We start from the raw sequence: 25,528 nt of genomic DNA, 5'->3' as shown, positions 1-25,528 counted from the left end.
AGCACCAGTGGACTGGTGTCTGCGCCTATTCCTTCGGCATGCCGATCGGTGGCGCAAGACGCCGCTGCGCAGCGATGCGGAAGGGGGCGTTCATCGCGCCATATCCGCCGTAGGCACCGCGCCTTTCGACGATTTCGAAGAAGAACCCTTCGCCGAAGGTGCGGCTGTAGATCTGGAAATATTCGCCGTTGTCGTCCCGGTCGTAGAGGATGCTTGCTTCCCGGAGTGCGTCGGAGAATTCCGGTTCCAGCCCGAAGCGGGCCTCCAGATCGTCATAATAATTGCGCGAGATCGGCAGGGCGTGAAAGCCGCGCGCATGCAGAGCCTTGGCGGTGGCGAAGATATCGTCCGTGGCGAAGGCGATGTGCTGGATGCTGGTGCCGAAACCTTCCGCCAGAAATTTGCCGGCGAAGGTCTTTCGGTTGTCGGCGCCGTTCATGGTCAGGCGGAAACGCGGGGAGGGCACGCTTTCTATGGCCTGGCTGCGCACCAGACCGCCGGGATCGACCACATCCACCATCGGCGTGCGGCGCGTTGAAAACAGCGATGTGTAAAACAGAAGCCAGGTCAGCATTTCATCGTAATGCGTTGTTTGCGCAAGATGGTCGATGCGGGTCAGTCCGGTATTGCCTGCTGCTGTCGTCGCATCTACCGGTGCGAATTCATTGTCCCAGATGGAGGCGAGCGCCGTGGACCCGTCGAGGAAATAGATGACGCCATTGCCCACGCCCTGAATGGCTGGAACCGCAACTTCGCCGGATTTGCGCGGTTCGGCGAATGTCGGCGCGCCCAGCGCTGCCGCACGCGCAAGCGCTGCCTGCGCATCATCGACCTTCAGGCCGAATGCATAGGCATTTGTGCCGTGGATGGAGTAGGATGCACCGGCGAAACTCTCACCGGTACCGCCGGTATTGATGACGATGCGAATGTCGCCCTGCGTATAGAGATCGACATCGCGATTGCGGTGCCTCGCGGTTTTATCAAAACCGAGTGTGGCGAGCAGCGCTTCCAGATTGGCCTTTTCCTCCGGTGCCGTTGTGAACTCGACAAACTCCACGCCTTCCGTCTGCACCCGCTCAGGCATGGCGGGCGCCTCGATGCGGATGTCGGGCTCCAGACGGCGCACCTGATCCATGAGGTTGATGAGCGAACGATGGCCGTCCTCAGCCAGCAGGCGCGCCGAGCCACCGCGGAACTGGTCGTTGAAGATTTCGAGCGACAGCGGGCCGCTATATCCGGTTGCGGCGACAGCGCGCATGAAATCCACCACTGGCAGATCGCCTTCGCCGGGCATGTTGCGGAAATGGCGGCTCCAGTACAAAAGGTCCATGTCGATCAGCGGTGCGTCGGCCAATTGCACGATGAAGATCTTGTCGCCGGGAATGGAGCGGATGGAGTTGGGATCGATCTTGCGCGACAGCGTGTGGAAGCTGTCGAGGATGATACCGACATTGGGGTGATCGGCGCGGCGCACCACTTCCCACGCATCGCGATGATCGCTGATGTGCCGGCCCCAGGCCAGCGCCTCGTAACCCACGCGAACACCATGCCTGGACGCAAGCTCGCCAAGCTCATGGAAATCGGCGGCGGCGCGGTCTATGCCACCCAGCGACACCGGCGAGACATTCGAGCAGATCAGCATCAGATCGGTCCCGAGTTCGCCCATGATGTCGAATTTACGCCCTGCGCGCTCGAAGGCGCGGGCGCGGTGCGGTTCCGGCATGCCTTCGAAATCGCGGAACGGCTGGAAAAGCGTGATATCCAGCCCATGATCTGCCGCAAGGGCCTTAACCTCGCGCGGCGAGGCGTCGTAGGTCAGGAAATCGTTCTCGAAAATCTCCACACCAGTGAAACCGGCTTTCGCAATGGCCGCCAGTTTCTCCGGGAATTCGCCGCTGATGGAGACGGTGGCGATGGAAGTACGCATTGGCACGCCCTGTTTGCCTGTGTCATAGCTCGCCATATTGCGTTCCTTTTCAGCGTTATGTACTAATTGGTTAATAATAGGGGTGCGGCGGCAAGCCGTATACCCTGCTGATGGATGGATCATGACAAAAAGCGCAACTTCGAACGGCACCAGCGAAACCCGGCAGGCGAAGCGCGATCCGGAAGGCGTGCGCCGAGACATTCTTTCCGTTGCGATGGAGGAGTTTTCGCAAAACGGCCTGTCGGGGGCGCGCATCGACGAGATCGCCGCCCGCACGCGTACGTCCAAGCGGATGATCTATTATTATTTTACCGACAAGGAAGGGCTTTACCAGCGCGTTCTTGAAGAAGCCTATGCCAAGGTGCGTGGCGGCGAGAGCGATCTGGAGCTGGACGGTCTGGAGCCGGTTGCGGCGCTCGAAAAGCTCTGTCGGTTCACTTTCGATCACCATCGCCGCAACCCGGCTTTCATCCGCATGGTGATGATCGAGAACATTCATCACGGCCGGCACATGCAATCGTCCGGAACGATCCGCCAGCTCAACCGGCCGGCCATCGATGCCCTGGAAAGCGTGCTGCTGCGCGGCCAGAAGAGCGGCATTTTCCGCAACGGCATCAATGCGCTGGAACTGCACTGGCAGATCAGCGCGCTGTCCTTTTTCAACGTCTCGAACGTCGCAACCTTCTCGTTCATCTTCGGCGACGGGCTGTTTACCGAGAAGGGTCAGCAAACATTGTCGCATCACGTCAGCGACATGGTGTTGCGATATGTGCTGAGCCCTGACCATATCACGAAGATCGGGAAAGACGGCCGATGAGGTGGCTGAGCGCCACCCCGTAACCTTCGATGCCGAGACCGGCGATCACGCCTTCGGCGCGCGTCGAGATATAGGAATGGTGGCGGAAGATCTCCCGTTTGTGGATGTTGGAAATGTGAACCTCGATCACCGGTGCCTCGAAGGTGTTGAGTGCATCGAGGATCGCCACCGAGGTATGGGTAAAGGCACCGGGATTGATGACGATGCCTGCCGATGTGCCGCGCGCCGCATGGATCCAGTCGATCAGCTCGTATTCCCGGTTGCTCTGGGCAAAGAATATCTCGTGGCCCGCCGCCTCGGCAATCGCGCGGCAATTTGCCTCCACATCGGCCATCGTTTCGTAGCCGTAGATTTCCGGCTGGCGTTGGCCGAGCAGGTTGAGGTTCGGTCCGTTAAGTATGGTAAAAAGGCTCACGCCACACCCTCTTTCGTGCAAATTTCGGTAAAATGTGCCGTCATGCGCTCGGCATCAGGTTCACGGCCGCAGAACAGCCGAAACGCGCCAACAGCCTGAAACACCGTCATGCCGCCGCCGGGCAGGGTGCGACAGCCTTTTTGGGCCGCCGTCGCAAGAAGCTCGGTCACCAGCGGCATATAAACGATATCGGCCACCCAGTGCCGTTGTTCAAGGAGGTCGGCCTTGACCGGCATGCCGGGATGGGCGGGCATGCCCATCGGTGTGGCGTGGATCAACCCATCCGCGAAGGGCAGGGAATCTGCCGGGTCTTTCACGGCAAAGGCGTGGCCTTCGCCAAAACGGGCGTTGAGTTCGGCAGCCAGATGATCTGCGCGGCTGAAATCGCGGTCGCAGATATCAAGATGGGTAATGCCGAGTTTCAGCGCCGCATGGGCCACCGCAACGCCTGCGCCACCGGCACCGACCAGCAGCGCCCGGTCGCGTTTCGCATCCGGCAGGCCGCGCATGAAGCTTTCGTAAAATCCGTACCAGTCCGTATTGTGCCCAATGCGACGCCCGGCCTTGAAGACGACGGTGTTGACCGCGCCGAGCATGCGGGCATCATCAGACAATTCATGCAGGTGCGGAAGGACCGCCTGCTTGAAGGGATGGGTAATGTTGGTGCCGGCAAAGCCGCGCGATTCCAGCTCATTGAGCAGATCGGGAAGCGCGCTTTCCGGCAGCTTGCGCGCCACGACATCGACAAGCTCATAGGAATAATCGAGGCCGTGGGCAGCCCCTTCGCGCATGTGCAGCGCGGGAGATTTGGAAAGCTGGATGTCGGCGCCAATCAGGCCGACCTTGAAGGATTTGGTGTCTGTCATGATCAGGTCATCGCTCATCGAACGTGGTGGGAGAGGCGGGGGTCATCCCCGCCTGCCTGTCGGCTCCGGGTGAGCCTTAGTGATGGGCGAGAATTTCGCCGAGGAATGTGCGGGTACGCTGGTGCTTGGGATCGCGGAAGAACTCGTCCGGCGGGCCTTCCTCGATGATTTCGCCTTCCGACATGAAGACCACACGGTCGGCAACCTGCCGGGCAAAGCCCATTTCATGGGTCACGCAAATCATCGTCATGCCGTCGCGGGCAAGGCCGATCATTGTGTCGAGCACTTCCTTGACCATTTCGGGATCAAGCGCCGAAGTCGGCTCATCGAACAGCATGGCTTTCGGCTCCATGCAGAGCGCACGGGCAATAGCTGCGCGTTGCTGCTGGCCGCCGGAAAGCTGCGCCGGATATTTGTCGGCCTGATTGAGAATGCGCACGCGCTCCAGATATTTGCGCGCGGTCGCTTCCGCATCGGCTTTCGACAGGCCCTTCACCCGCATGGGCGCCAGGGTGCAGTTTTCCATGATGGTCTTGTGCGGGAAGAGATTGAAGCTCTGGAACACCATGCCCACTTCACGGCGAACCGCATCGATGGCGCGGGTCGAATCCGAAAGCGTGGTTCCCTCGACCGTGATCTTGCCCTCCTGGATTTCTTCCAGATGGTTGATGCAGCGGATAAGGGTGGATTTTCCTGAACCGGACGGGCCGCAAAGAACGATTTTTTCGCCTTTGCGAACCGTCATGTTGACGCCTTTCAGCGCATGGAAGGCTCCATACCACTTTCCAACCCCTTCAAGGGCGATCAGCGGAGCCTGTGCGGCGGAGGATTGCGACATGGAACTTTCCTTCATGCTGGGAAGCAGCGTTAGTTAACGGTGTAGGGAATGTCAGGAAGCGAGGCCGGGAAGTCCGGAACCGGGCGCTTCATCCATTTGGCATAGACTTTTGCGAGCTCGCCATTGGCCTTGGCTTTGTCGAGCCAAGCGTTGAGTGCCTCGTTCCAGTCCTTTTCACCGGGGCGCGTGGCGGCGCTGTTGTAGAGGGTCACGAGGTCGAACTTTACCTCGTAATCCTTGCCGCCAGCCGCTGCGAGACGGTCACCATAAAACTGGTTGCCGCCGATTGCCTCGATCTGGCCCGACAGGATCGCCTGAATGGTGGCGGCGTCATCGTCGAAACGCAGAATTTTTGCCTTGGTACCGGCACCTGCGGTCAAAGCCGTGTCCATCGGACTGGATTTCGGCGCGCCGACGGTCATTCCCGTGAGATCGTCGAAGTTGGCGATCTTCTTGTCCTTGGTGGCATAGACCGACATGACGTTATGCGCGTAAGGCTGCGCATATTGTACGTTTTTCGCGCGTTCCGGCGTCATCCCCATCGACGCGAACAGGGCATCGACCTTTCCGGTGCGAAGCGACGGGATGCGGTTGGCGACTGCAAGCGGTACGAACTCCACTTTCAGTCCAAGATAGTCCGCAAACCCGCGGGCCAAATCCGCATCATACCCTTCCTGAACACCAGAGGAATTTATGAAGCCCCAGGGCGCGTTGTCGCCCTGAATGCCGATGATGATCTTGCCGCTGGACTTTGCTTCTTCAAGTGTTCTGGCTTCTGCGCCTGCGGGTGTCAGGATTGGCAGCAAAGCTGCTGCAAATCCGATGGCGATGGCTGTTCGCCAACGCGTCTGTTTGTTAAAGATTCCCATTGGTTACTCCTCCCAATCCAGCCTCTTCCGGTCTTCACTTCACGGTGAAAGGAATATCCGGCAGGCTTTCCGGGAAAGCGGGAACTTCGCGCTTCATCCACTTGTCGTAGATCTTGGCAAGCTGACCATCCGACTTGATCTTGTCGAGGAAGGCGTTGACGGTCTCGTTCCAGTCCTTTTCACCCGGACGGGTGCCGGCGCCGTTGTAAAGCGTCGTCAGGTCGAACTTCGGCTCGTATTTGCCGTTGGCAGCCTGATTGAGGCGGTCGCCATAAAACTGGTTGCCACCGACAACCTCGACCTGGCCGGAAATCAGCGCCTGAATGTTGGCGGCATCATCGTCAAAGCGCAGGATCTTGGCCTTGGAGCCTGCACCTGCCGTGATCGCCGTGTCCATGGCGCTGGACTTCGGAACGCCGACGGAGACGCCGGTCAGATCGTCATAGTTGCCGATCTTCTTGTCCTTGGGGCCGTAGACTGAAAGCACGTTACCGGCATAGGGCTTGGAATACTGGATGGTCTTGGCGCGCTCGGCGGTCATGCCCATGGTTGCGAACAGCAGGTCGACCTTGCCCGTCAGAAGGGCCGGAATGCGGTTTGCCACGGCAAGCGGTACGAATTCCACCTTGACGCCGAGATATTCGGCAAACGCCTTGCCGATATCGGCATCGAGGCCATCCTGAACGCCGCTTGAATTGACGAAGCCCCATGGCGAATTGTCGCCCTGAATGCCGATTACGACCTTGCCCTTGGCCTTGGCCTCATCCACCGTGCCGGCGAAGGCGTCGACCGGTGCGATAAAGGGCAGGGCGACCGTTGCTGCGGCGAGCGCGAGCAGGGTGCGACGTGAGAATTTACCGTTGGATTTCATCTTTTGCTCCTCCTTACAAAGCTTGATGACATGTTGATGGGTATTAGCGGGAAGCGGCTTGCATCCGCTTTTCTACACTGGCGCCCCACAGGGAAAGCGGCCAGCAGATCAGGAAATACATGATGCCGACGATGGCAAAGACCGTCAGCGGACGGAACGTCTGGTTGGAGACGATCTGGCCGGCGCGGGACAGTTCGACGAAGCCGACAATGGCGGCAAGCGACGTGCCCTTGATGAGCTGCACCAGAAAACCGATGGTGGCGGGCAGCGAAATCTTGAAGGCCTGCGGCAGAACCACGTCCTTCATTCGCGACACGTAGTGCAGGCCAAGCGCGTTGGCGGCTTCGGTCTGACCCTTCGGCACAGCCTGGATGCCACCGCGCCAGATTTCACCCAGAAAGGCGCTGGCATGCAGGGTGAATGCGATGGCGACCGCAATCCAGGCATCCACATTCAGGCCCGCAAGCGCCACGCCGTAATAAACGACGAAAAGCTGCATCAGGAGCGGTGTGCCCTGGAAAATCGCGATGAAGCCGGTGCTGGCGCGCTGGATCGCCGGGGTTTCGGCAACGCGGCCAAGCGCGACGCAAAGACCGAAAATGCCGCCGCCGATGAAGCCGATCAGGGTCAGCGCAAGGGTCCATTTCAGGCCCTGCAGCAGGAAGAACAATTCGTTGGAACCGATGGATGCCATTGTCTTTTCCTCACTTGACCGGATAGCTGAACGATGTGCGGGAGATGAGGGAAAATACCCCCATCATCAGCGAGGAAATGACCAGATAAAGCAGCGTGATCGAGAAATAGACCTCAAAGGAGCGGAAGGTGTCCGCTTCGATCTGCTGGGCCACCGAGGTCAGCTCGTAAGCCGCAATCGAGGTACAGACCGAAGTGGTCAGCGTCAGCATGATGAACTGGCTGGTGAGTGACGGATAGACCGCCCGAAGCGCCGGTTTCAGAATGATGTGCCGGAAGATCTGCGCCCGGTGCAGGCCAAGCGCCAATCCCGCCTCAACCTGACCCTTGGGAATGGAATCGACGCCGCCGCGAATGATTTCAATGGCATAGGCGCCGCCGTTCAACGCAAGCGCAATGATGGCCGTGACCGTGGGGTTAAGCTTGATGCCGATTTGCGGCAGGGCGAAGAAGATGAAGAATATCTGCACCAGAAACGGCGTGTTGCGAATGGCTTCCACGAACCCGATGACCAGACCGCGCAGCAGCTTGAAGCGCGAGCGGCGGGCCACGACGCCGAGAACCCCGATGACGGTGGCGAGCGACATGCCGGCGATTGCAAGGCCGATCGTTGCAAGACAGGCCAGAAGCAGCTCGGGCAGACGGTCTATGACCGCCGAAAAATCGAGACTGTAAGACATATTTCCTCCCAACCCGTTCGGGTCCGAACAGACGTTTCGCCTTGTTCGCATCGCTTTGGAAACCCTGTGGCTCCAAAGCCCTCCGTTTGTTTTTACCGTGCCGGGGAAGCTCCACACTTCTGTGCCAGCATAGCGTTAACCTGAATGTTTGTACCAGTTAGTTCAATTTTGTGTCAAGCGCCAACTCCGGTTAGAAACAGCTTAAAGATCACTTTTTCTTCATTCATCTTGTTCAAGAAAGTCGTTTTTTATCAACGACTAATGTGATTGGTCGCAAGCGTTTTCATCGCGCGCCCGCGCCATTCCCATCTCGCTGGCAAAAGCGCCCGAAGGCCGCTCAGTCCTCGCGAAAATCTGTCATTCCCTCTTTATTCTTCGCTTGCTCCCAGCCGGTCGATCTGCCCCGCGAGGCGCTCGGCGATCAGGAGTGAGGACCCCGTTGCCGTCACCATTTGCGGCAGCGACAGCCATTCGAGCATCCAGCCCGCGCCCGAACGTTCCTGTTCGTGAACGAGAGACTGGTGCAACGCCGAAATCTGCACGGCGTTGAAGCGTGCCAGCGTCACCAGCGTTTCCGCATTGACCGGGTTCTGCTTGTGCGGCATCGCCGAGGAACCACCCCCGCCGCTCATGCGAATTTCGGCGCCGACTTCGGCCAGAAGCGCGATATCCTGCCCGAACTTGCCAAGCGTGCCGGTGACGAGCGACAGCAGATTGGCAAGCTCGGCGATACCGTCGCGCTGGCTGTGCCACTGCGGCCTGTCAGAAAGGCCGAGACGCTTTGCGAGATCGGCGCGGACAGTGCCGGCATTGTCGCCGAGCTTTTCCAGCGTGCCGGCCGCGCCGCCGAACTGGACGGCAAAACCGTGCTGCAAAAACGTGTCGATCCGAACCAGATGCCGTTCCAGCGGATCGATCCAGCTTTCCACCCTGTCGCCGACCGTGATGGCGATGGCGGCCTGCATGCGGGTATATCCCGTCAGCGGGTTGCTGCCATCGCGGGCCGCAATATCACCCAGCGTATCGATGAGGCGGCCGAGCCGTGCCGCGATGATTTCCGCTGCCGCCTTCAGCCGCAGCATCAGGCTGGTATCGATGACATCCTGGCTGGTGGCGCCGAAATGCAGCTTTTCCGCCGCAGTACCGGCGACCGCCGCCCGCATCTGCCGGACAAGTTCCGGCACCACAACGCCGTCCTTGGCGACGCCATGGCGAAGCGAGGTGGTATCAGCGGCAAAATCGGAAAGGCGGGAGACGATCGCATCCGCCGCATCCGCTTCTATGACGCCCACCCCGGCTTGCGCCTGCGCCAGCGCCGTCTCGAAACGGATCATGGCATCGATATCCGCTCTGGCCGAAAACAGCTCAACGATTTCGCTGTCGCCAAAAAGGCCGGAGAGAAACGGATGTTCGAAGGGGGAAAGGCTCATCTCAGGTTACGGCTCCGCTCAGATATCGAAAAACACGGTTTCGCCCTCGCCCTGAAGGCGGATATCGAAACGATAGATGTTTCCTTCCTCCTTTTTGGCGACAAGGGTGGCGATGCGGCTTTTCTGCTCGACGCGGGCAAGGACCGGATCGGCCGCATTGGCCTCCTGCTCCTCGGGAAAATACATGCGGGTTTGCAGGCCGATATTGATACCGCGCGCCACGATCCAGAAAGTGATGTGCGGCGCCATCCACCGGCCGTCGCGGAAGGGAACCTTGCCGGGCTTGATGGTGTCGAAGATGAATTCGCCGGTATCCATGTCGCCGGGCGAGCGGCCCCAGCCGGTGAAATTCGGATCCGCCTTGCCGCGTGTTTCGCTGGGGCTGTTGTAATAACCGTCCGTATCCGCCTGCCAGATTTCGATCAGGGCGTCTTTCAGCGGCATGCCAGCGCCGTCGTAGACCGTGCCACGCACGCTTATGCGTTCGCCGCGAGCCTTGTCGTTATAGAGCGCGCCGGAGCCCAAGTCCTTTTCGAACACGCCCTCGATGCCAACGAAATTGGGGGTGCAGCCGATATGGACATATGGACCTGCCGTCTGCGACGCTGATTCCTTGAGATAACCGAGCGGCTGGACCATGATCAGTTGCCTTCCTTGCGATTTTCGAAAAACGTGGAGCGGCGGCCGCGAAGCACGATGTCGAACTTGTATGCCAGCATGTCCATGGGAATGTTTGAATTCATATCCAGCGGCGCGATCAGCCGCTTGATCGCATCCTCGTCCGGGATGGTTTTGACGATCGGACATTTCCAGATCAGCGGATCGCCTTCGAAATACATCTGGGTTATCAGCCGCTGGGCAAAGCCGTGGCCGAAGACCGAGAAGTGGATATGGGCAGGCCGCCAGTCGTTGACGCCGTTCGGCCAGGGGTAAGCGCCAGGCTGGATGGTCTTGAACCAGTAATAACCGTTCTCATCCGTGATCGTGCGGCCGACGCCGCCAAAATTCGGATCGATGGCGGCGAGATAGGTTTCCTTCTTGTGGCGATACCGCCCGCCGGCATTGGCCTGCCAGAATTCCACGAGCGCACCGTCCACGCCACGGCCGCGCTCGTCCAGCACCCGGCCGTGGACCAGAATGCGCGGGCCAATCGGCATTTCGCCAGGGCGGGCATAATTGAGGATCAGGTCGTTATCCAGCTCGTTCAGCAGGCTGTGGCCGAAAACCGGCCCGGTGATCTCGCTTTTGGTGCCTTCCAGCGAAATCAGGGCGCGCTGCGGAGAACGCAGGATAGAGGTCTTGTACCAGGGAGCATAGGCCAGCGGATGAATATCGCGGTCGCGTGCGAAGAACGGCCCGGTTTCGGGCTTTGTATTACTCATTTCGTCTCCTCCTCGTCGCGGGAACTATCGGCTTTCATGCCGGCCAGAGCAAGCTTGGCGGTCTTGAAAGCGTGGTTGGCGGCGGGCACGCCGGCATAGATTGCGACATGCAGCAGCGCTTCGCGAATATCCGCTTCGGTGGCACCGGTATTGGCGGTGGCGCGCACATGCATGGCAAGCTCCTCGTCCTGACCGAGTGCGGCAAGCAAGGCGATGGTGACCATCGAGCGCTCGCGCTTCGTCCAGTGGTTACCGGACCACACCGTGCCCCAGGCCGCTTCGGTGATGAGCTGCTGAAACGGCTGGTCGAACCCCGTCGTCACCGTCTGCGCGCGGTCGACATGCGCGTCACCGAGCACGGCGCGGCGCGTTTTCATGCCCTGCTCAAATCTCTCGTTCTTGTCGATATTGTCCGCCATCTGTCAGTGCTCCGGCAAGGTCTTCAGAAAATCACCGACCGCCTGAGCATAGGCGAGCGGTTGTTCAAGGCAAGGAATGTGGCCGCAGCGTGCAATGGTGGCGAGACGGCTTGCGGGAATGAGGTCCGCCAGCGATTTCACCAGTGCTGGCGGTGTCGACCCGTCTTCATCGCCCGCCACGCAGAGCGTCGGAACAGCGATGCGGCCCGCTTCGTGCGTGAAATCGGCATCGCGTATGGCGGCGCAGGTGCCGCTGTAACCGGCCTCCGGCTGTTGGGAAAGCATGTTGCGCGCGCCCGCATAAACCACGTTTTCCGGCTGGCGAAAGGCTGGTGTGAACCAGCGCTCCATCACCGGATCGATCAGCGAGGCAAGGCCGTCAGCGGCGATCTTGTCGATGCGCGCGTTCCACATCTCGGCGGTGCCGATCCTGTGGGCGGTATTGCTGAGCACAAGGGCACGCACGAGATCGGGACGCCGGGCATAAAGTCCCTGTGCAACCAGTCCACCGACCGACAGACCCCAGATAACCGCATTGTTGACGGAAAGATGATCGAGGATGGCAATCAGGTCGTCCGCGTGATCGTCTATCGAATAGGCAGGGCGGCCGATATCGGACAGGCCATGGCCACGTTTGTCGTGCAGGACGAAAGCATATTTGTCGCCAAGTTCCGCGATCACCGCATCCCAGATACGGAAATCGGTGCCAAGCGAATTGATAAAGGCGATGACCGGCTTGTCGCTTTCCAGTTCGTGCGCACGATAATGGATCGCGTTTTCGCCACAGCGCAGAAAATGCATGATGTAAGTCCTCCTGTTGACGATATTGCAAGCACGTTCCGGTTAAGTAAAATGACATTATCGGTGAAAAATATAACCAATGGATTATATGTTCGATGGTCGAGCAGCGTATAAAGTTCCGGCATCTTCAGACCTTCGTGGAGGTGGCGCGCCAGAAAAGCGTCATTCGTGCTGCAGAAATCCTGCATGTCAGCCAGCCGGCGGTAACGAAAACCATCCGCGAACTCGAGGAGATTCTCGGCGTCTCGCTGTTCGACCGCGAGGGGCGCGGCATCCGCATCAGCCGCTATGGCGAGGTGTTCCTGCGCCATGCCGGGGCAACGATGACGGCACTTCGCCATGCGGTCGATTCCGTCTCGCAGGAGGCGGCGCGTGCCGGCCCGCCGGTTCGCGTCGGTGCCTTGCCGACGGTCTCGGTGAGGATCATGCCGAAAGCCATGGCTGGGTTTCTTTCGGAAAAAACCGGCAGCCCGGTCAAGATCGTCACCGGTGACAATGCCGTTCTTCTGGAGCAGTTGCGCGTCGGCGATCTGGATCTCGTCGTCGGGCGCCTGGCTGCGCCGGAAAAGATGGCGGGCTTTTCCTTCGAGCATCTCTATTCCGAAAAGGTGCGGTTCGTTGTGCGCGCCGGCCATCCGCTGCTGTCGCCGGGCATTTCGGTTTTCGATCACCTGCACGAGTTCCCGGTATTGATCCCCACCCGCCAGTCGGTAATCGGTCCCATCGTCGAGCAGTTCCTGATCGCCAATGGGGTGCCGGCCTTGCCGATCCGCATCGAAACGGTATCGGATGCGTTTGGTCGCGCGTTCCTGCGCACCAGTGATGCCGTCTGGATCATTTCGGAAGGGGTGGTCGCAGGCGATGTGGCGGATGGAACTCTGGCGATCCTGCCGGTCGATACCGGCGATACCAGCGGCCCGGTCGGATTGACGGTGCGGGCCGATACGCAGCCCTCACTGCCGCTGTCGCTACTGATACAGGCCATTCGCGAAGCTGCGCGCGAACTGCTCGACCCGAAGCCCGAAACTGTTTCCTAATAGGGAAGCCCGACATAGTTTTCCGCAAGCGCCGTGGAGGCCGCGCGGGAATGCACGAGGTAATCCAGCTCCGCTTCCTGGATGCGCTGGCCAAATTCGCCGGTATCGGGAAAGCGGTGCATAATTGTCGTCATCCACCAGGAAAAGCGCACGGCCTTCCAGACGCGGGATAGCGCTTTCTGCGAATAGGAATCGATGCCCGCTTCCGACCCGTCACGATAAAATTCGATGAGCGCCTCGCTGAGATAATGCACGTCGCTGGCAGCAAGGTTGAGGCCCTTGGCGCCGGTCGGCGGCACGATGTGGGCGGCGTCGCCCGCCAGAAACAACCGCCCGAAGCGCACCGGTTCGCACACGAAGGACCGAAGCGGTGCAATGGATTTTTCAAACGACGGTCCGGTCACCAGGGCATCGGCGTGGTTTTCCGGCAGGCGGCGGCGGATTTCATCCCAGAAGCGCTCGTCGCTCCAGTCCTCCGGCCGGTCTTCCAGCGAACATTGCAGGTAATAGCGGCTGCGCGTGTGCGAGCGCATGGAACAGAGCGCAAAACCACTGGGATGGTTGGCATAGATGAGTTCGTGGCTGACGGGTGGCACTTCGGCCAGAATACCGAGCCAGCCGAAGGGATATATCTTCTCGAATTCCTTGATCGAGCGCTCAGGCACGGATTTGCGGCTGACGCCGTGAAACCCATCGCATCCGGCAATAAAATCACAATCTATCCGATGGCCTACGCCGTCTTTTTCATAGGTCACATAGGGGCTGGCACCATCGAAATCATGAGGCTCCACATTCAAGGCTTCATAGATTGTGGTAAGCCCCGCTTTTTCGCGGGCATCCATCAGGTCATGCGTCACCTCCGTCTGACCGTAGACCATTACACGTTTGCCGCCGGTCAGATCGAAGAGGTCGATACGGTGATCGCGCCCGTCAAACGTCAGCGAGAAACCGTCATGCGGCAGACCTTCCTTGTGCAGGCGCTTGTCGGCGCCAACTTTTTCCAGAAGGTGCACTGTGCCTTCTTCCAGCACCCCGGCGCGGACCCGACCGAGGATGTAGTCCTTGCCGGCCCGGTCGAGAATGACGGTATCGATGCCTTCATTGGCAAGCAGCTGACCAAGCAGCAGACCCGAAGGACCGGAACCGATGATGACGACCTTGGTGCGCATTATTTTCCTCCCGGAATTGTCTCCTGTCAGGAAATTGACCAAAGCGCGCGACAAGCTCAATGGACTTTCTGATCCGTAAATTGCACAATTCGACCATGATGCGGGGAGCTTGGGATGACATGCGGGTTGCGGCGAATGAAGGCCTATATGGCGAGGAGACAGCGCAAGGAACCGCTTTCCGCTTTCATTGCGAGACGCTTTTTTCCAGAAGCAGCCTGCATCGCTTTGAAATCGGCCTGCACCGGCATGCCGCGTTCCTGCAAATCTTGTACATTTGGGGCGGCGAGGGCGATGCATTGCTGGATGGCCGCACCGAGGCTATCCGCCCACCTGTCGCCATTGTCGTGCCGCCGGGTTTCGAGCACGGCTTTCGTTTTTCGCGCGATATTGGCGGGGTGATCGTCACCGTGCTGCCCGGCGCGCTTGCCGCATCCGTACAGGCGCTGCTGCTGCGGAATTTCCAGCAGCCCGTGTTGTTGCCGTTGCAGGATTTCTCCGAGGGCGAGCGATTGCGCAGGGATTTCGAACATATCTCCGCGGAGTATGAAAGCCACGAGATAGGCCGGGAGGCGATGATCGAAGGTCAGCTTGCCACCGTGGCTGCACTTCTTGCACGAGCGGCGCGGCCTCTACTGGAAAGAACCGGGGAAGGCCCTGCGGAACAGCGCTTCGAACTCCTGCTGTCACTGATCGCCCGACATATTCGCGAGCCGCGCAAGGCGGCGTTTTATGCGCAGAAGCTCGGCCTTTCCGAGACCCATCTCAACCGTCTCGTCCGTTCCGTTTCCGGCCTCAGCCTGCAACGGCTTGTTGCCAGGCGCCAGATCGAGATCGCCCAGCAGGAACTGATCTTCACCGTATCGACCGTGCAGATGATTGCGGAAGATCTCGGTTTTGCCGACCCGGCCTATTTCAACCGCTTCTTCAAGCGGGAAACAGGCATGACACCGCGGGCATGGCGATTGGCTGAACGGCGGAAAATGGGAGATGACGGCGCGGCTTCGGCCTCACCTCAGGCAAGCATTCTTCCCAGCTCACGCTGGACGGAAAGCAGTGGCGGCAAATAACGTTCCACCAGATCGTCCATCGACGCTACCGAGGCGGCAAGCCCGACATTGAGTGCTGCGACCGTCTGCCCGCGCACGGTTTTCACCGGCACGGCAATGGAGCGAAGGCCGATCTCCACCTCCTGATCGATCAGGGCATAACCACGATTGCGGGTCGCCTCGAGTTCGTCGAGCAGGGCGTCGATACCGGTCATCGTCTTTTCCGTCCGTGCCACCAGCCGCGAGTGTTCCAGGACCTCGCGCTGCCGTTCCGGTGTAAGGGCTGAGAGGAGAACGCGGCCCATGGAGGTGCAATAGGCGGGCAGGCGCGAGCCAGGCATGAGGGCGATGGACATGACCCGCTGCTGGGCGGCGCGCGCCACGTAGACGATTTCGGTATCGTCCAGAATGGAGACTGATGTGCTGTGGCCGATCTCTTCCGAAAGACGGTCGAGAAGGGGGCTGGACGATGCGCGGCAGCGGCATGGTGGCAAGACAGCCGGTTCCAAGCCGCAGCACCTTGGGCGTCACAGTGAAGAACTTGCCGTCATAGGCGGCGTAACCCATTTCCGACAGTGTCAGCAGACAGCGCCGCGTGGTGGCGCGGTCAAGGCCTGCGATGTCAGCGGCATCGGATATGGACAGGCGCGGGCGCTCGGCGCTGAACGCCTCGATCACCTTCAGTCCCTTGGCGAGACCGCCCATCATGTCTCTTTCATTGACGGCCATGTCACGCTCTATTTGTGCGATATACGAACAAAAATCATATAACGCACAAAATTGTTGCCGTCGAGGCGGATTCGGATTTAGCTCTGCGACAAAGCAGCCTTGCGAGTTCCCATTGCTGGGCTGGATGGAGGATTGATATGGACAAGACAATCAAGAGCGCGACTGATGCCATTTCCGGTATCGGCGACGGCGCGACGGTGATGATCGGCGGTTTTGGCGGCTCCGGCGCGCCCATCGAGCTGATCCACGCCCTGATCGACAAGGGACCGAAAAACCTGACGGTCATCAACAACAACGCCGGCAATGGCCGTATCGGCATTGCCGCAATGATCGACGCGGGCATGGTCAAGAAGATGATCTGCTCGTTTCCGCGCTCTTCCGATCCGCGCGCTTTCACCGACAGATATCTGGCCGGCGAAATCGAGCTGGAACTTGTGCCGCAGGGCACGCTTGCCGAGCGTATCCGTGCCGGTGGCGCCGGCATTCCGGCATTCTACACCCCGACTGCCTTTGGCACGGAGCTTGCCAATGGCAAGCCGATCGCCGAATTCGACGGCCGGTCGTATGTTCAGGAACGCTGGCTGAAGGCGGATTTCGCCATCGTCAAGGCTGAGCTTGGCGATACCTACGGCAATCTCACCTACAACAAGGCGGGGCGCAATTTTAACCCGCTGATGTGCATGGCGGCAGCCACCACCATTGCCCAGGTCTCCAAGATCGTCGCTGCCGGCGAGATCGACCCCGAGCATGTCGTCACGCCCGGCATTTTCGTCAACGGCGTCGTGGAGATCGCCGATCCGCAACAGGAAGAAATTCTCATTCGCGCGGGAGTAGCCTACGCATGACCCAGCCAATCAACACTCGCGACGATATCAAGCTTTCCAACGCCCAGATCGCCTGGCGCGCAGCGCAGGACATCGAGGATGGCGCTTACGTCAATCTCGGCATCGGTTTTCCCGAAATGGTCGCCCGTTACCAGCCGCCCGGCCGTCAGGCTATCTTCCACACCGAAAACGGCATCCTGAATTTCGGCGAAGCGCCGCCGGAAGGTGAAGAGGACTGGAACCTCATCAATGCTGGCAAGAAGGCCGTTACGCTGAAGCCGGGTGCCTCCTTCTTCCACCATGCCGACAGCTTCGCCATGGTGCGCGGCGGGCATCTGGATGTGGCGATCCTCGGCGCCTATCAGGTGGCGCAGAATGGTGATCTCGCCAATTGGCGCGTTGGCTCCAAGGGCGTGCCCGCCGTTGGCGGCGCCATGGATCTGGTGCATGGCGCCAAGCAGGTTTTCGTCATCACCGAACATGTGACGAAGAACGGCGAGCCGAAGCTTGTCGAAAAATGCGCCTTTCCGCTGACCGGCGTCGGCTGCATCACCCGCATCTACACCAGCCATGCGGTGATTGACGTCGTGGATGGCCGTTTCGTTTTGCGCGAAAAGCTGGCGGCGATGAGCTTCGATGAATTGCAGGCCATGACCGGCGCGCCTCTCCATGTCGATGGTGAAGTCGCCGATCTTGTCGCCCCGGAACTTTGAGGAACAACCGATGACCGATGCATTCATCTGCGACTATATCCGCACACCGATCGGCCGTTTCGGCGGTGCATTGTCTTCAGTGCGGGCTGACGATCTCGGTGCTGTGCCCTTGCGGGCGCTTGTCGAGCGTAACCCGTCCGTGGATTGGGAAGCCGTCGAGGACGTGATCTTCGGCTGCGCCAACCAGGCGGGCGAAGATAACCGCAATGTTGCCCGCATGTCGCTGCTGCTGGCCGGCCTGCCGGTTTCGGTGACCGGAACCACCATCAACCGGTTGTGCGGTTCGGGCATGGACGCTGTCATCGCCGCTGCCCGTGCCGTCAAATCCGGCGAGGCGGAATTGATGATCGCAGGCGGCGTGGAAAGCATGAGCCGCGCGCCCTTCGTGCTGCCCAAGGCCGAAAGCGCCTTTTCACGCAACGCCGAAATCTACGACACGACCATCGGCTGGCGTTTCGTCAACCCGCTGATGAAGGCGCAATATGGCGTCGATTCCATGCCGGAGACCGGTGATAACGTCGCCGTCGATTATCAGGTCTCCCGCGAAGATCAGGACGCCTTTGCCGTTCGCAGCCAGCAAAAGGCAGCCGACGCGCAGGCCAATGGCCGCCTCGACAAGGAAATCGTCTCGGTCACGATCCCGCAGCGCAAGGGCGATCCGCTGGTGGTGTCTAAAGACGAACATCCGCGCGCGACGAGCCTTGAGGCCCTTGCAAAGCTGAAGCCGGTCAACAAGCGCGACGGTGCGACAGTGACGGCGGGCAATGCATCCGGCGTCAATGACGGTGCGGCGGCTCTCATCATCGCTTCGGCTGAAGCCGCAAAGAAATACGGCCTGACGCCGATTGCCCGCATTCTCGGCGGAGCAACTGCCGGCGTTCCGCCGCGCGTCATGGGCATTGGCCCCGCGCCTGCCTCAGCCAAGCTTCTGGCGCGTCTCGGCCTGAAACAGGAAGAGCTTGACGTGATCGAGCTGAACGAAGCCTTCGCCAGCCAGGGTCTCGCAACGCTTCGCCAGCTCGGCATTGCCGATGACGATGCGCGGGTGAATGCAAATGGCGGCGCGATTGCGCTTGGGCATCCGCTTGGCATGTCCGGTGCGCGCATTGCCGGCACCGCAGCACTCGAGCTTTCTCTGACCGGCAAGCGTTATGCGCTTTCGACCATGTGCATCGGCGTCGGGCAGGGCATTGCCGTGGCGCTCGAGCGGGTCTGACGCGATCGCGGCATTCGGTTCTGTTGAACGGTCCGGATGCCGCTGCGGCCATGTCTTCACCTATGTCGGCAGGTGCTCAGGAACTCCACGCATGATTTTCTCGCGTTGGTGCATTCCAACTCCCCTCATTCCTGTGCTTGTCACAGGAATCCAGCCGACGCGCGTCTGCGCGGCGGAGGGAGTCTTTTCAGCCCAAGGACTTGGGCTGGCTGGATCTCTGTGACAAGCACAAAGATGAGGGACGTGGAAAAGCAGGCCTCGCACCAGACACCCCAGCCATCAATATTTATGCCGCGTGCTATGGCACCCCTCGCCGAAATCTCGGTTTGCGTTGGATTCTATCATGATCCGTGACATGTTTTGCGGGGTATGACAGGATTCTTTCCGTGTAAGGGGTGTCTTCATGAAGCGTCCGACAATCACAGATGTTGCAAACGCCGCCGGCGTCAGCGTTGCGACTGTCGACAGGGTATTGAATGGTCGCCTGCCGGTGCGGGAGGAAACCTCGCGGCGGGTGTTCGAGGCGGCGGAAAAGATCGGTTTCCATGCCACCAACATCATCCGCCAGCGCATGCTGGCCGATCTGCCGTCCTATAATCTCGGAATCATTCTGCGGAAAGAACGGCACTCCTTTTACCAGGCATTTGCCGATCAGCTGGAGCTTGCGGCGCGCAACATGAGGGATCGCCATCTGAACCTGCGCATCGAATTTGCGCAGTCGGGCGAGCCGAGCGAGCTTGCGGCCCTTCTGTCCGGCATGAAAGGCCGGGTGCAGGCCGTTGCGGCCACCGGTCCTGACCATCATGACGTTACGGCGGCCGTTGAGGCGCTGAAGGCGAAGGGTATTCCCACCTTTTCCCTGCTTTCCGATTTCGCGCAGGGAGTGCGCGAGGCCTATCTTGGCGCGAATAACATGAAGGTCGGGCGCACGGCGGCCTGGATGATCTCGCGGCTGGCGCGCAGCAAGGGCAAGGTGCTTCTTTTGCTCGGCGGCCACCGTTTTCACGGTCATTCACTGCGGGAAACCGGCTTTCGCAGCTATATCAGGGAATATGCGCCGGAATTCGAGGTGATGGATGCGCTGATCACGTTGGAAACGCGGCGGCTGACCTACGAGCTTGTCATGGACACCATCGCCAAACACCAAGATCTCGTCGGCATCTATTGCATCGGCGGCGGCATGGAAGGTGTGATCGAGGCCTTGCAGCAGGAGAACCACCAGGAAACCATCGTCTGCCTCGTCAACGAGTTGACGCCGGAATCCCGTCAGGCGCTGCTTGAGCGGCGTATTACCGGCGTGTTCCAGACACCGCTTCGCGAACTATGCACGGACCTCGTTGCCACGATGGTTCACACCATCGAACACGGCATGGCGGAAACGCCGGGACAGAGATTTGTGCCCGCTCATCTATGGGTTCCTGAGAGCCTTTGATGGTTTGATAGATTCTATCATAAATGTCGCGTCTATTTCTATCAGCCATGATGGTTTTGCCCGCCGAAGACGCGTTGACGCCGGCCCCGGACTAGGATCATGTTGCCGGCATGTGGAGCGGGCAGGAGGCTGATCCACGACAATAACGATGTTTCAAGGTTGCCAAACGCCGCAGATTTCCATCTTCGGCGACGGGTATCCTTTTGCCGGCGATCGGCTGTGGCGCGATGCACTTGCGGCTGTGCGACCGGTTTCTTTTCAAGAGTTTCGGAGGAGGATGACATGAAAAGACATTTTGCGATTGCGGCTCTGGCCACCATGCTGGCGACCACGGCTTCGGCTCAGACCATCGGCGTTTCGATGGCCCTGTTCGACGACAATTTCCTGACCGTGCTGCGTAACGGCATGATCGACTATTCGAAGGGCATGAACGGTGTCTCGCTGCAGATCGAGGACGCCCAGAACGATGTCGGCAAACAATTGAGCCAGGTGCAGAACTTTGTCGCCGCCGGCGTCGACGCCATCATCGTCAATCCCGTCGATACGGATGCGACGGTGGCGCTTTCGCAGGCGGCTGCCGCAGCCGGCGTTCCGCTTGTCTACGTCAACCGCCAGCCGGTCAATCTCGACAACCTGCCGGACAAGCAGGCCTTCGTCGCTTCCGATGAAAAACAGTCGGGAACGTTGCAGACGCAGGAAGTCTGCCGGCTTCTGAAGGCTGCCGGCAAGACGGAAGCCAAGGCCGTTGTGATGATGGGCGAACTCTCCAACCAGGCAGCGCGCATGCGGACTGAGGACATCAAGGAGGTCGTCGCCACTCCGGATTGCAGCTTCATCAAGCTCGTTGAGGAGCAATCCGCCAACTGGTCGCGCACGCAGGGGTCGGACCTGATGACCAACTGGCTCTCGGCTGGCGTTGAGTTCGATGCGGTGATTTCCAACAATGACGAGATGGCGATCGGCGCGATCCAGTCGTTGAAGGCGACCGGCCGGCCGATGGATGGCGTCATCATCGCGGGTATCGACGCGACCCAGGATGCACTTGCCGCGATGGCGGCGGGCGAACTGGATGTCAGTGTTTTTCAGAATGCCGCCGGCCAGGGCAAGGGCGCGGTGGATGCCGCGCTGAAACTCGCCAAGGGCGAGACGATCGACAAGAAGGTCTTCGTTCCCTTCGAACTCGTCACGCCCGCCAACCTCAAGGATTATCAGGCGAAGAACTGAGGCCAGCATTCACTGGGAATGCCAGGAATAAACCAGGGGCCGCTCATGGAAAAGCAGGCCCAAGGCCGCGGTCTCTTCTCCCGGACCGCGGCCTAACCTGTCCGCAACGACCTCAACAGATACCGACGACAAGGAAGCGTAAATGCGCATCGCCATCGACCCGTTCATGCACCGCCATCTCAGCCTCGAAGCCCTTCCCGCCAAAGTTAGGGAGCTCGGCTACGACTGGATCGAGCTCAGCCCGCGCGCCGATTTCCTCGAATGGTTCAAGGCGCCACGCGTGTTTCCCGAAAGGATCCGCTCGTTCAAGAAGGCGCTGGCGGCCGAAAACGTCAAGATTGCCTCGCTGCTGCCGATGTATCGCTGGGCCTCCAATGACGAGACCGAGCGGCAGGCGGCAGTAAAACACTGGAAACGCGCCATCGAGATCGCCGTCGAGCTGGAGGTCGATACGATGAACTCCGAATTTGGCCGTGGACCGCATCCCGACAAGGGTTCCTGCTATTGCTGCCATACCGGCTCGATGATCGAGGCCTGCGAGGATGCCTGGTGGCGTTCAATGGAAGAACTTGTGCCGATCTTCGAGCGCGAAGGCATCAATCTGCATGTCGAGCCGCATCCGGAAGACTGGTGCGAGACGCTTCAGCCGGCGCTCGACATCATCCGCACCGTCAACTCGAAGAATGTGAAGTTTCTCTATTGCGCGCCGCACACCTTCTATTTCGGCGACGACACCAAGGCGATGCTGCGCGAAGCGAAGGATGTGCTCGCCCACGTGCATGTCGGTGACACCTTCAATCACAAGGCCAGTTCAGGGCTGCGCTACATTCTCAACCCGCCCGGCACGCAGGCGCGCGTGCACCAGCACTTGAACATCGGCCAGGGTGAGGTGCCGTGGGACGACTTCTTCGGCACGCTTTCCGAAATCGGCTTCGACGGCATCATGACCTCCTGTGTTTTTGCCTGGGAGGACAGGGCCGATGAATCGGGCAGGTTCATGTGCGCCGAGATCAACAACTATATCGAAAAATACCGCAAGTGAGGTTTTTCCCATGACTGTGAGAATTGGTGTCATCGGCACCGGCGCGATTGGCCGTGACCATGCCCGCCGCATCAACAAGGTCCTCGGAGGCGCAAAGGTCGTGGCGCTGAGTGACGTCAACCCTGCATCCGCCGAGGCGGTAAAGAACGACATTGCTCCGGACGCCGTCATTTTCGCCACCGGCGAGGAACTGATTGCATCGCCGGATGTGGACGCCGTTCTGGTGACATCCTGGGGTGCAACGCATGAGCAATATGCGCTGGCCGCCATTGCCGCCGGCAAGCCCTGCTTTTGCGAAAAGCCGCTGGCGACAACGGCGGAAGGGGCAAAACGCGTCGTTGACGCCGAGGTGGCGCAGGGCAAGCGGCTGGTTCAGGTGGGCTTCATGCGCCGTTATGACGCCGGTTATGTGGCGTTGAAACAGGCCGTCGACACCAAGATCGGCGCGCCGATCATGGTGCACGCCGCCCATCGCAATCCGGCGGTTCCGGAGCAATATGTGACTGCTATGGCCATCCACGACACGATGATCCACGAGATCGACGTGCTGCGCTGGCTGCTCGACGATGACTATGTTTCGGCGCGGGTTCTCTTTCCCCGCTCGGCGGCCAGAAGCCATGCACAGCTGAAGGATCCGCAGATCGTCATTCTGGAGACCACCAGGGGCACGCTCATCGACGTCGAAATTTTCGTCAATTGCCATTATGGCTATGATATTCAGTGCCAGGTGGTGGGAGAGGATGGCATCGCCAGCCTGCCGGAGCCGATGTCCGTCCAGACCCGCCTTGGCGCCAAGCTACAGAACGATATCCTGACAGACTGGAAGGATCGCTTTATCGCGAGCTATGATGTCGAGCTGCAGGATTTCATCCATGCGGCGGCGAAGGGCACCGCGGCCGGACCTAATTCCTGGGACGGTTACGTGGCCGCCATCACATCCGATGCCTGCGTCGCCGCGCAGGAAACCGGTGGCGCTGCGGTCGCCATCGACCTTCCCGCGCGTCCTGCCCTTTATAAGTGAGGATATCTCATGCGTTTTGCCATCAACCACATCACCGCACCAAAACTCTCCCTCGAGGACTTCTTCGCGACAGCGCACAATCTTGGCCTTAGCGAAGTCGAAATCCGCAACGACCTGCCTGACATCGTCGGCACGGTGGACCCGGCTGCCGTGAAGGTTGCGGCCGAAAAGGCCGGTGTGACGATCATCTCCATCAACGCGCTATACCCATTCAACGTCTGGTCGGGCGATCTGCCAAAAAGGGCAGTCGTGATGGCTGATTACGCCGCCGCAAGTGGCGCGAAGGCGCTTGTCATGTGCCCGCTCAACGAGGGCCGACAGGTACCCTTCGACGATCTCGTGGCCGCGCTGAAGGACATGAAGCCCATCCTTGAGGAACGTGGGCTGACCGGCCTTGTCGAACCGCTCGGTTTCCCCGTCTCTTCGCTGCGTACCAAGGCTGAGGCCGTCAAGGCCATCGACGCGGCAGACGGGGGCGATGTCTACAGGCTGGTGCACGACACTTTCCATCATCATCTGGCAGGAGAGACGGTGTTTTTCCCCGAACGCACCGGCCTCGTCCACATATCAGGCGTGACAGACCCCGCCGTCTCCGTCGCCGACATGCTGGACGCCCACCGCGTTCTGGTGGATAGCGACGACCGGCTGGAGAATCTTGCCCAGATCAGGACGCTGGAGGCCGCTGGCTACAAGGGGCCTTACAGCTTCGAGCCTTTCGCGGCTGAGGTGCATGAGTTGAAAGACCCGGCTGCTGCCGTCAGAGACAGTATCGACCATATCTCCCAGGCGCTATGACCGCCTCACCGCCTGCGGTTTGCTGCAGGCGGTGCTTGCGTTCGAATACAGGCTGATTGGTAGAAAACACAGAGAAATCAATTCCGCTTTTACGGATGATGCTGTAATCTTTGCGTGACAAAACAGAGCAGCAATCGGGCTCGGGTATTCTTGAAATCAACTGCTTTGTGCCGGTTTCTTGCCCGCCCCATCCTTAAAAGAGTGGGTGAATTTCCCTTTTATGAAAATAGACAGGAAAACGACGCTTAAGGATGTGGCGCAGCAGGCAAATGTTTCGCTTAGCACCGCTTCGCACGCCCTTAACGGCACGGCCCCCTTGACCACGCTGGTGCGCGAGCGGGTGCTGGAAGCGGCCCGTTCGCTCGGTTATCTCGAAAACCGCCGGCAGAAGGCGACGATTGCGACCCTGCGCGTGGTGTTGCTGGCAATGACCAACGATGCGGCTCCGCAAAGTGATCTCAACATGGTCAGCTGGACGATGCTGAACGGCTTCCGGCGCGAATGCGAACGGCGCGGCATTCGCATCGTTCCCTTCGTCAGCGCCACAAGCCGGCTTGACCCTGTCGCGGTGGCGCAGGCGGCGGATGCCGACAATGTGGATGGCATCGTGGTGTTGAACGATGACCGGTCGCAACTGGTTCAGGCGCTTTCGGCGCTCGGCAAACCGGTGGTGCTGATCAATGGCGAGGACCCGGCCATGATCGTAGATACGGTGACGGCCGAGAACCGTTTCGGCGCCCGCCTCGGCATCGAGCACCTGCTTTCCCTTGGGCACCGCAATATTCTGCACATTACCTGGAAGGGGCGCACGACGATCCGCCGCCGTTTCGACGGCTATAGCGACGCATTTCTTGCGGCGGGGTTTCCGGTGCCTGCGGATATGGTCATTGAGGTGGAGAGTTATGAACCCCAATGGGGCGAAACCGCCATTCGTCGCCTGCTGGCCGAGGAGCGCCCGCTCAGAAATGCAACGGCGATTTTCTGCGCTGCCGACAATCTGGCGCTCGGCTGTCTGAAAGCACTGACGGAAGCCGGTGTCCGGGTTCCCGATGATGTTTCGGTATTGGGTTTTGACGATATCATGCCGGCGGCCTTCAGTGCGCCACCGCTCAGCACCGTTCAATTGCCCGCCGACAGGCTGGGTGGTGCGGCACTTTCCCTGCTGGAGCAGCGGCTTGTCGCCGCCGACCCGACCCGGCCTGCGCACCGGCTGGAACTTGGCTGTCGACTTGTGCTGAGGGGCAGCATCGCACCGCCCCCCAAGTGATACCG

General features: G+C 59.9%; 26 protein-coding genes and 1 pseudogene. 12 read left to right on the top strand and 15 right to left on the bottom strand.

Annotation, left to right across the window (positions count from 1 at the left end; genetic code table 11):
- Positions 1 to 25 precede the first annotated feature (25 nt).
- Positions 26 to 1,927, bottom strand: coding sequence for a bifunctional sugar phosphate isomerase/epimerase/4-hydroxyphenylpyruvate dioxygenase family protein (locus QE432_RS01560; protein ID WP_306623928.1), 1,902 nt, complete (start codon positions 1,925 to 1,927; stop codon positions 26 to 28).
- A 121-nt stretch (positions 1,928 to 2,048) separates the two neighbouring features.
- On the opposite strand from QE432_RS01560, the gene QE432_RS01555 reads away from it, so the two are divergent.
- Entirely contained in the window at positions 2,049 to 2,744 is a 696-nt protein-coding gene (locus tag QE432_RS01555; RefSeq protein WP_004431011.1) for a TetR/AcrR family transcriptional regulator, read from the top strand.
- Here the strand turns inward: QE432_RS01555 and aroQ are convergent.
- The 12 genes from aroQ to pcaD all read right to left on the bottom strand — a co-directional run bounded on the left by aroQ (position 2,716) and on the right by pcaD (position 12,008).
- Positions 2,716 to 3,159 (bottom strand): type II 3-dehydroquinate dehydratase, encoded by a 444-nt coding sequence (gene aroQ / locus QE432_RS01550; RefSeq protein ID WP_004431014.1) that lies wholly within the window; start codon positions 3,157 to 3,159, stop codon positions 2,716 to 2,718. The two genes, QE432_RS01555 and aroQ, sit on opposite strands and share 29 nt — an antisense overlap.
- Positions 3,156 to 4,043 carry a shikimate dehydrogenase gene (locus QE432_RS01545; protein WP_373465080.1) on the bottom strand — a complete coding sequence of 296 codons (888 nt, stop codon included), beginning with the start codon at positions 4,041 to 4,043 and terminating at the stop codon, positions 3,156 to 3,158. The genes aroQ and QE432_RS01545 overlap by 4 nt, the downstream gene beginning before the upstream one ends.
- A gap of 58 nt (positions 4,044 to 4,101) precedes the next feature.
- Entirely contained in the window at positions 4,102 to 4,863 is a 762-nt protein-coding gene (locus QE432_RS01540; RefSeq protein ID WP_004431018.1) for an amino acid ABC transporter ATP-binding protein, read from the bottom strand.
- 29 nt (positions 4,864 to 4,892) lie between these two features.
- Entirely contained in the window at positions 4,893 to 5,732 is an 840-nt protein-coding gene (locus tag QE432_RS01535) for a transporter substrate-binding domain-containing protein (protein ID WP_306623229.1), read from the bottom strand.
- A 34-nt stretch (positions 5,733 to 5,766) separates the two neighbouring features.
- On the bottom strand, positions 5,767 to 6,603 hold the full coding sequence (locus QE432_RS01530; protein ID WP_004431022.1) for a transporter substrate-binding domain-containing protein: 837 nt from the start codon (positions 6,601 to 6,603) through the stop codon (positions 5,767 to 5,769).
- 43 nt (positions 6,604 to 6,646) lie between these two features.
- Positions 6,647 to 7,297, bottom strand: coding sequence for an amino acid ABC transporter permease (locus tag QE432_RS01525; RefSeq protein WP_004431025.1), 651 nt, complete (start codon positions 7,295 to 7,297; stop codon positions 6,647 to 6,649).
- Between the two features lie 10 nt (positions 7,298 to 7,307).
- Positions 7,308 to 7,976 (bottom strand): amino acid ABC transporter permease, encoded by a 669-nt coding sequence (locus QE432_RS01520; protein ID WP_004431026.1) that lies wholly within the window; start codon positions 7,974 to 7,976, stop codon positions 7,308 to 7,310.
- A gap of 368 nt (positions 7,977 to 8,344) precedes the next feature.
- Entirely contained in the window at positions 8,345 to 9,406 is a 1,062-nt protein-coding gene (locus tag QE432_RS01515; RefSeq protein ID WP_306623224.1) for a 3-carboxy-cis,cis-muconate cycloisomerase, read from the bottom strand.
- Positions 9,407 to 9,424: 18 nt separating this feature from the next.
- Positions 9,425 to 10,045 carry a protocatechuate 3,4-dioxygenase subunit alpha gene (gene pcaG, locus QE432_RS01510; RefSeq protein WP_025595017.1) on the bottom strand — a complete coding sequence of 207 codons (621 nt, stop codon included), beginning with the start codon at positions 10,043 to 10,045 and terminating at the stop codon, positions 9,425 to 9,427.
- Between the two features lie 2 nt (positions 10,046 to 10,047).
- Positions 10,048 to 10,788, bottom strand: a complete 741-nt coding sequence (gene pcaH, locus QE432_RS01505) for a protocatechuate 3,4-dioxygenase subunit beta (protein ID WP_004431032.1) — start codon at positions 10,786 to 10,788, stop codon at positions 10,048 to 10,050.
- Positions 10,785 to 11,207 carry a 4-carboxymuconolactone decarboxylase gene (gene pcaC / locus QE432_RS01500; RefSeq protein ID WP_004431033.1) on the bottom strand — a complete coding sequence of 141 codons (423 nt, stop codon included), beginning with the start codon at positions 11,205 to 11,207 and terminating at the stop codon, positions 10,785 to 10,787. The genes pcaH and pcaC overlap by 4 nt, the downstream gene beginning before the upstream one ends.
- 3 nt (positions 11,208 to 11,210) lie before the next feature.
- Complete coding sequence (gene pcaD / locus QE432_RS01495; protein WP_306623216.1) at positions 11,211 to 12,008, bottom strand: 3-oxoadipate enol-lactonase; 798 nt, start codon at positions 12,006 to 12,008, stop codon at positions 11,211 to 11,213.
- Between the two features lie 95 nt (positions 12,009 to 12,103).
- Between pcaD and pcaQ the strand changes: the two genes are divergently transcribed.
- Positions 12,104 to 13,045, top strand: a complete 942-nt coding sequence (gene pcaQ / locus QE432_RS01490; RefSeq protein ID WP_019567002.1) for a pca operon transcription factor PcaQ — start codon at positions 12,104 to 12,106, stop codon at positions 13,043 to 13,045.
- On the opposite strand, the gene pobA is transcribed toward pcaQ, so the two are convergent.
- Positions 13,042 to 14,214: a 4-hydroxybenzoate 3-monooxygenase gene (gene pobA / locus QE432_RS01485; RefSeq protein WP_306623211.1), complete on the bottom strand. Its 1,173-nt coding sequence runs from the start codon at positions 14,212 to 14,214 to the stop codon at positions 13,042 to 13,044. The two genes, pcaQ and pobA, sit on opposite strands and share 4 nt — an antisense overlap.
- Positions 14,215 to 14,333: 119 nt before the next feature.
- Between pobA and QE432_RS01480 the strand changes: the two genes are divergently transcribed.
- Positions 14,334 to 15,281 (top strand): helix-turn-helix domain-containing protein, encoded by a 948-nt coding sequence (locus QE432_RS01480; RefSeq protein ID WP_112753042.1) that lies wholly within the window; start codon positions 14,334 to 14,336, stop codon positions 15,279 to 15,281.
- Here QE432_RS01480 and QE432_RS01475 read toward each other — a convergent pair.
- Positions 15,227 to 15,989, bottom strand: a pseudogene (locus tag QE432_RS01475) (IclR family transcriptional regulator). The gene QE432_RS01480 and the pseudogene QE432_RS01475 overlap by 55 nt on opposite strands.
- 137 nt (positions 15,990 to 16,126) lie before the next feature.
- Here QE432_RS01475 and QE432_RS01470 point away from each other — a divergent pair.
- The 9 genes from QE432_RS01470 to QE432_RS01430 all read left to right on the top strand — a co-directional run bounded on the left by QE432_RS01470 (position 16,127) and on the right by QE432_RS01430 (position 25,523).
- Entirely contained in the window at positions 16,127 to 16,834 is a 708-nt protein-coding gene (locus tag QE432_RS01470; protein ID WP_060642652.1) for a 3-oxoacid CoA-transferase subunit A, read from the top strand.
- Positions 16,831 to 17,526 (top strand): CoA transferase subunit B, encoded by a 696-nt coding sequence (locus QE432_RS01465; RefSeq protein ID WP_004431045.1) that lies wholly within the window; start codon positions 16,831 to 16,833, stop codon positions 17,524 to 17,526. Before QE432_RS01470 ends, QE432_RS01465 begins: the two co-directional genes overlap by 4 nt.
- 10 nt (positions 17,527 to 17,536) lie before the next feature.
- Positions 17,537 to 18,742: a 3-oxoadipyl-CoA thiolase gene (gene pcaF / locus QE432_RS01460; RefSeq protein ID WP_019567006.1), complete on the top strand. Its 1,206-nt coding sequence runs from the start codon at positions 17,537 to 17,539 to the stop codon at positions 18,740 to 18,742.
- Between the two features lie 403 nt (positions 18,743 to 19,145).
- Entirely contained in the window at positions 19,146 to 20,174 is a 1,029-nt protein-coding gene (locus QE432_RS01455; RefSeq protein ID WP_306623204.1) for a LacI family DNA-binding transcriptional regulator, read from the top strand.
- A gap of 282 nt (positions 20,175 to 20,456) precedes the next feature.
- Positions 20,457 to 21,398, top strand: a complete 942-nt coding sequence (locus QE432_RS01450; RefSeq protein WP_306623201.1) for a sugar ABC transporter substrate-binding protein — start codon at positions 20,457 to 20,459, stop codon at positions 21,396 to 21,398.
- A gap of 142 nt (positions 21,399 to 21,540) precedes the next feature.
- Positions 21,541 to 22,440, top strand: coding sequence for a sugar phosphate isomerase/epimerase family protein (locus tag QE432_RS01445; protein ID WP_004431052.1), 900 nt, complete (start codon positions 21,541 to 21,543; stop codon positions 22,438 to 22,440).
- A gap of 10 nt (positions 22,441 to 22,450) precedes the next feature.
- Positions 22,451 to 23,461: a Gfo/Idh/MocA family protein gene (locus QE432_RS01440; protein ID WP_306623195.1), complete on the top strand. Its 1,011-nt coding sequence runs from the start codon at positions 22,451 to 22,453 to the stop codon at positions 23,459 to 23,461.
- Positions 23,462 to 23,470: 9 nt separating this feature from the next.
- Positions 23,471 to 24,256, top strand: coding sequence for a TIM barrel protein (locus tag QE432_RS01435; RefSeq protein ID WP_306623191.1), 786 nt, complete (start codon positions 23,471 to 23,473; stop codon positions 24,254 to 24,256).
- A gap of 220 nt (positions 24,257 to 24,476) precedes the next feature.
- Entirely contained in the window at positions 24,477 to 25,523 is a 1,047-nt protein-coding gene (locus QE432_RS01430) for a LacI family DNA-binding transcriptional regulator (RefSeq protein WP_174012362.1), read from the top strand.
- The last annotated feature ends 5 nt before the right edge of the window (positions 25,524 to 25,528 follow it).

Origin of the sequence: Agrobacterium sp. SORGH_AS_0745 (genome assembly GCF_030818995.1) — a bacterium.
GTDB lineage: Bacteria > Pseudomonadota > Alphaproteobacteria > Rhizobiales > Rhizobiaceae > Agrobacterium > Agrobacterium tumefaciens.
The sequence above is the reverse complement of the archived record's forward strand: the minus strand, read 5'-3'. Positions and strand labels throughout refer to the sequence as shown.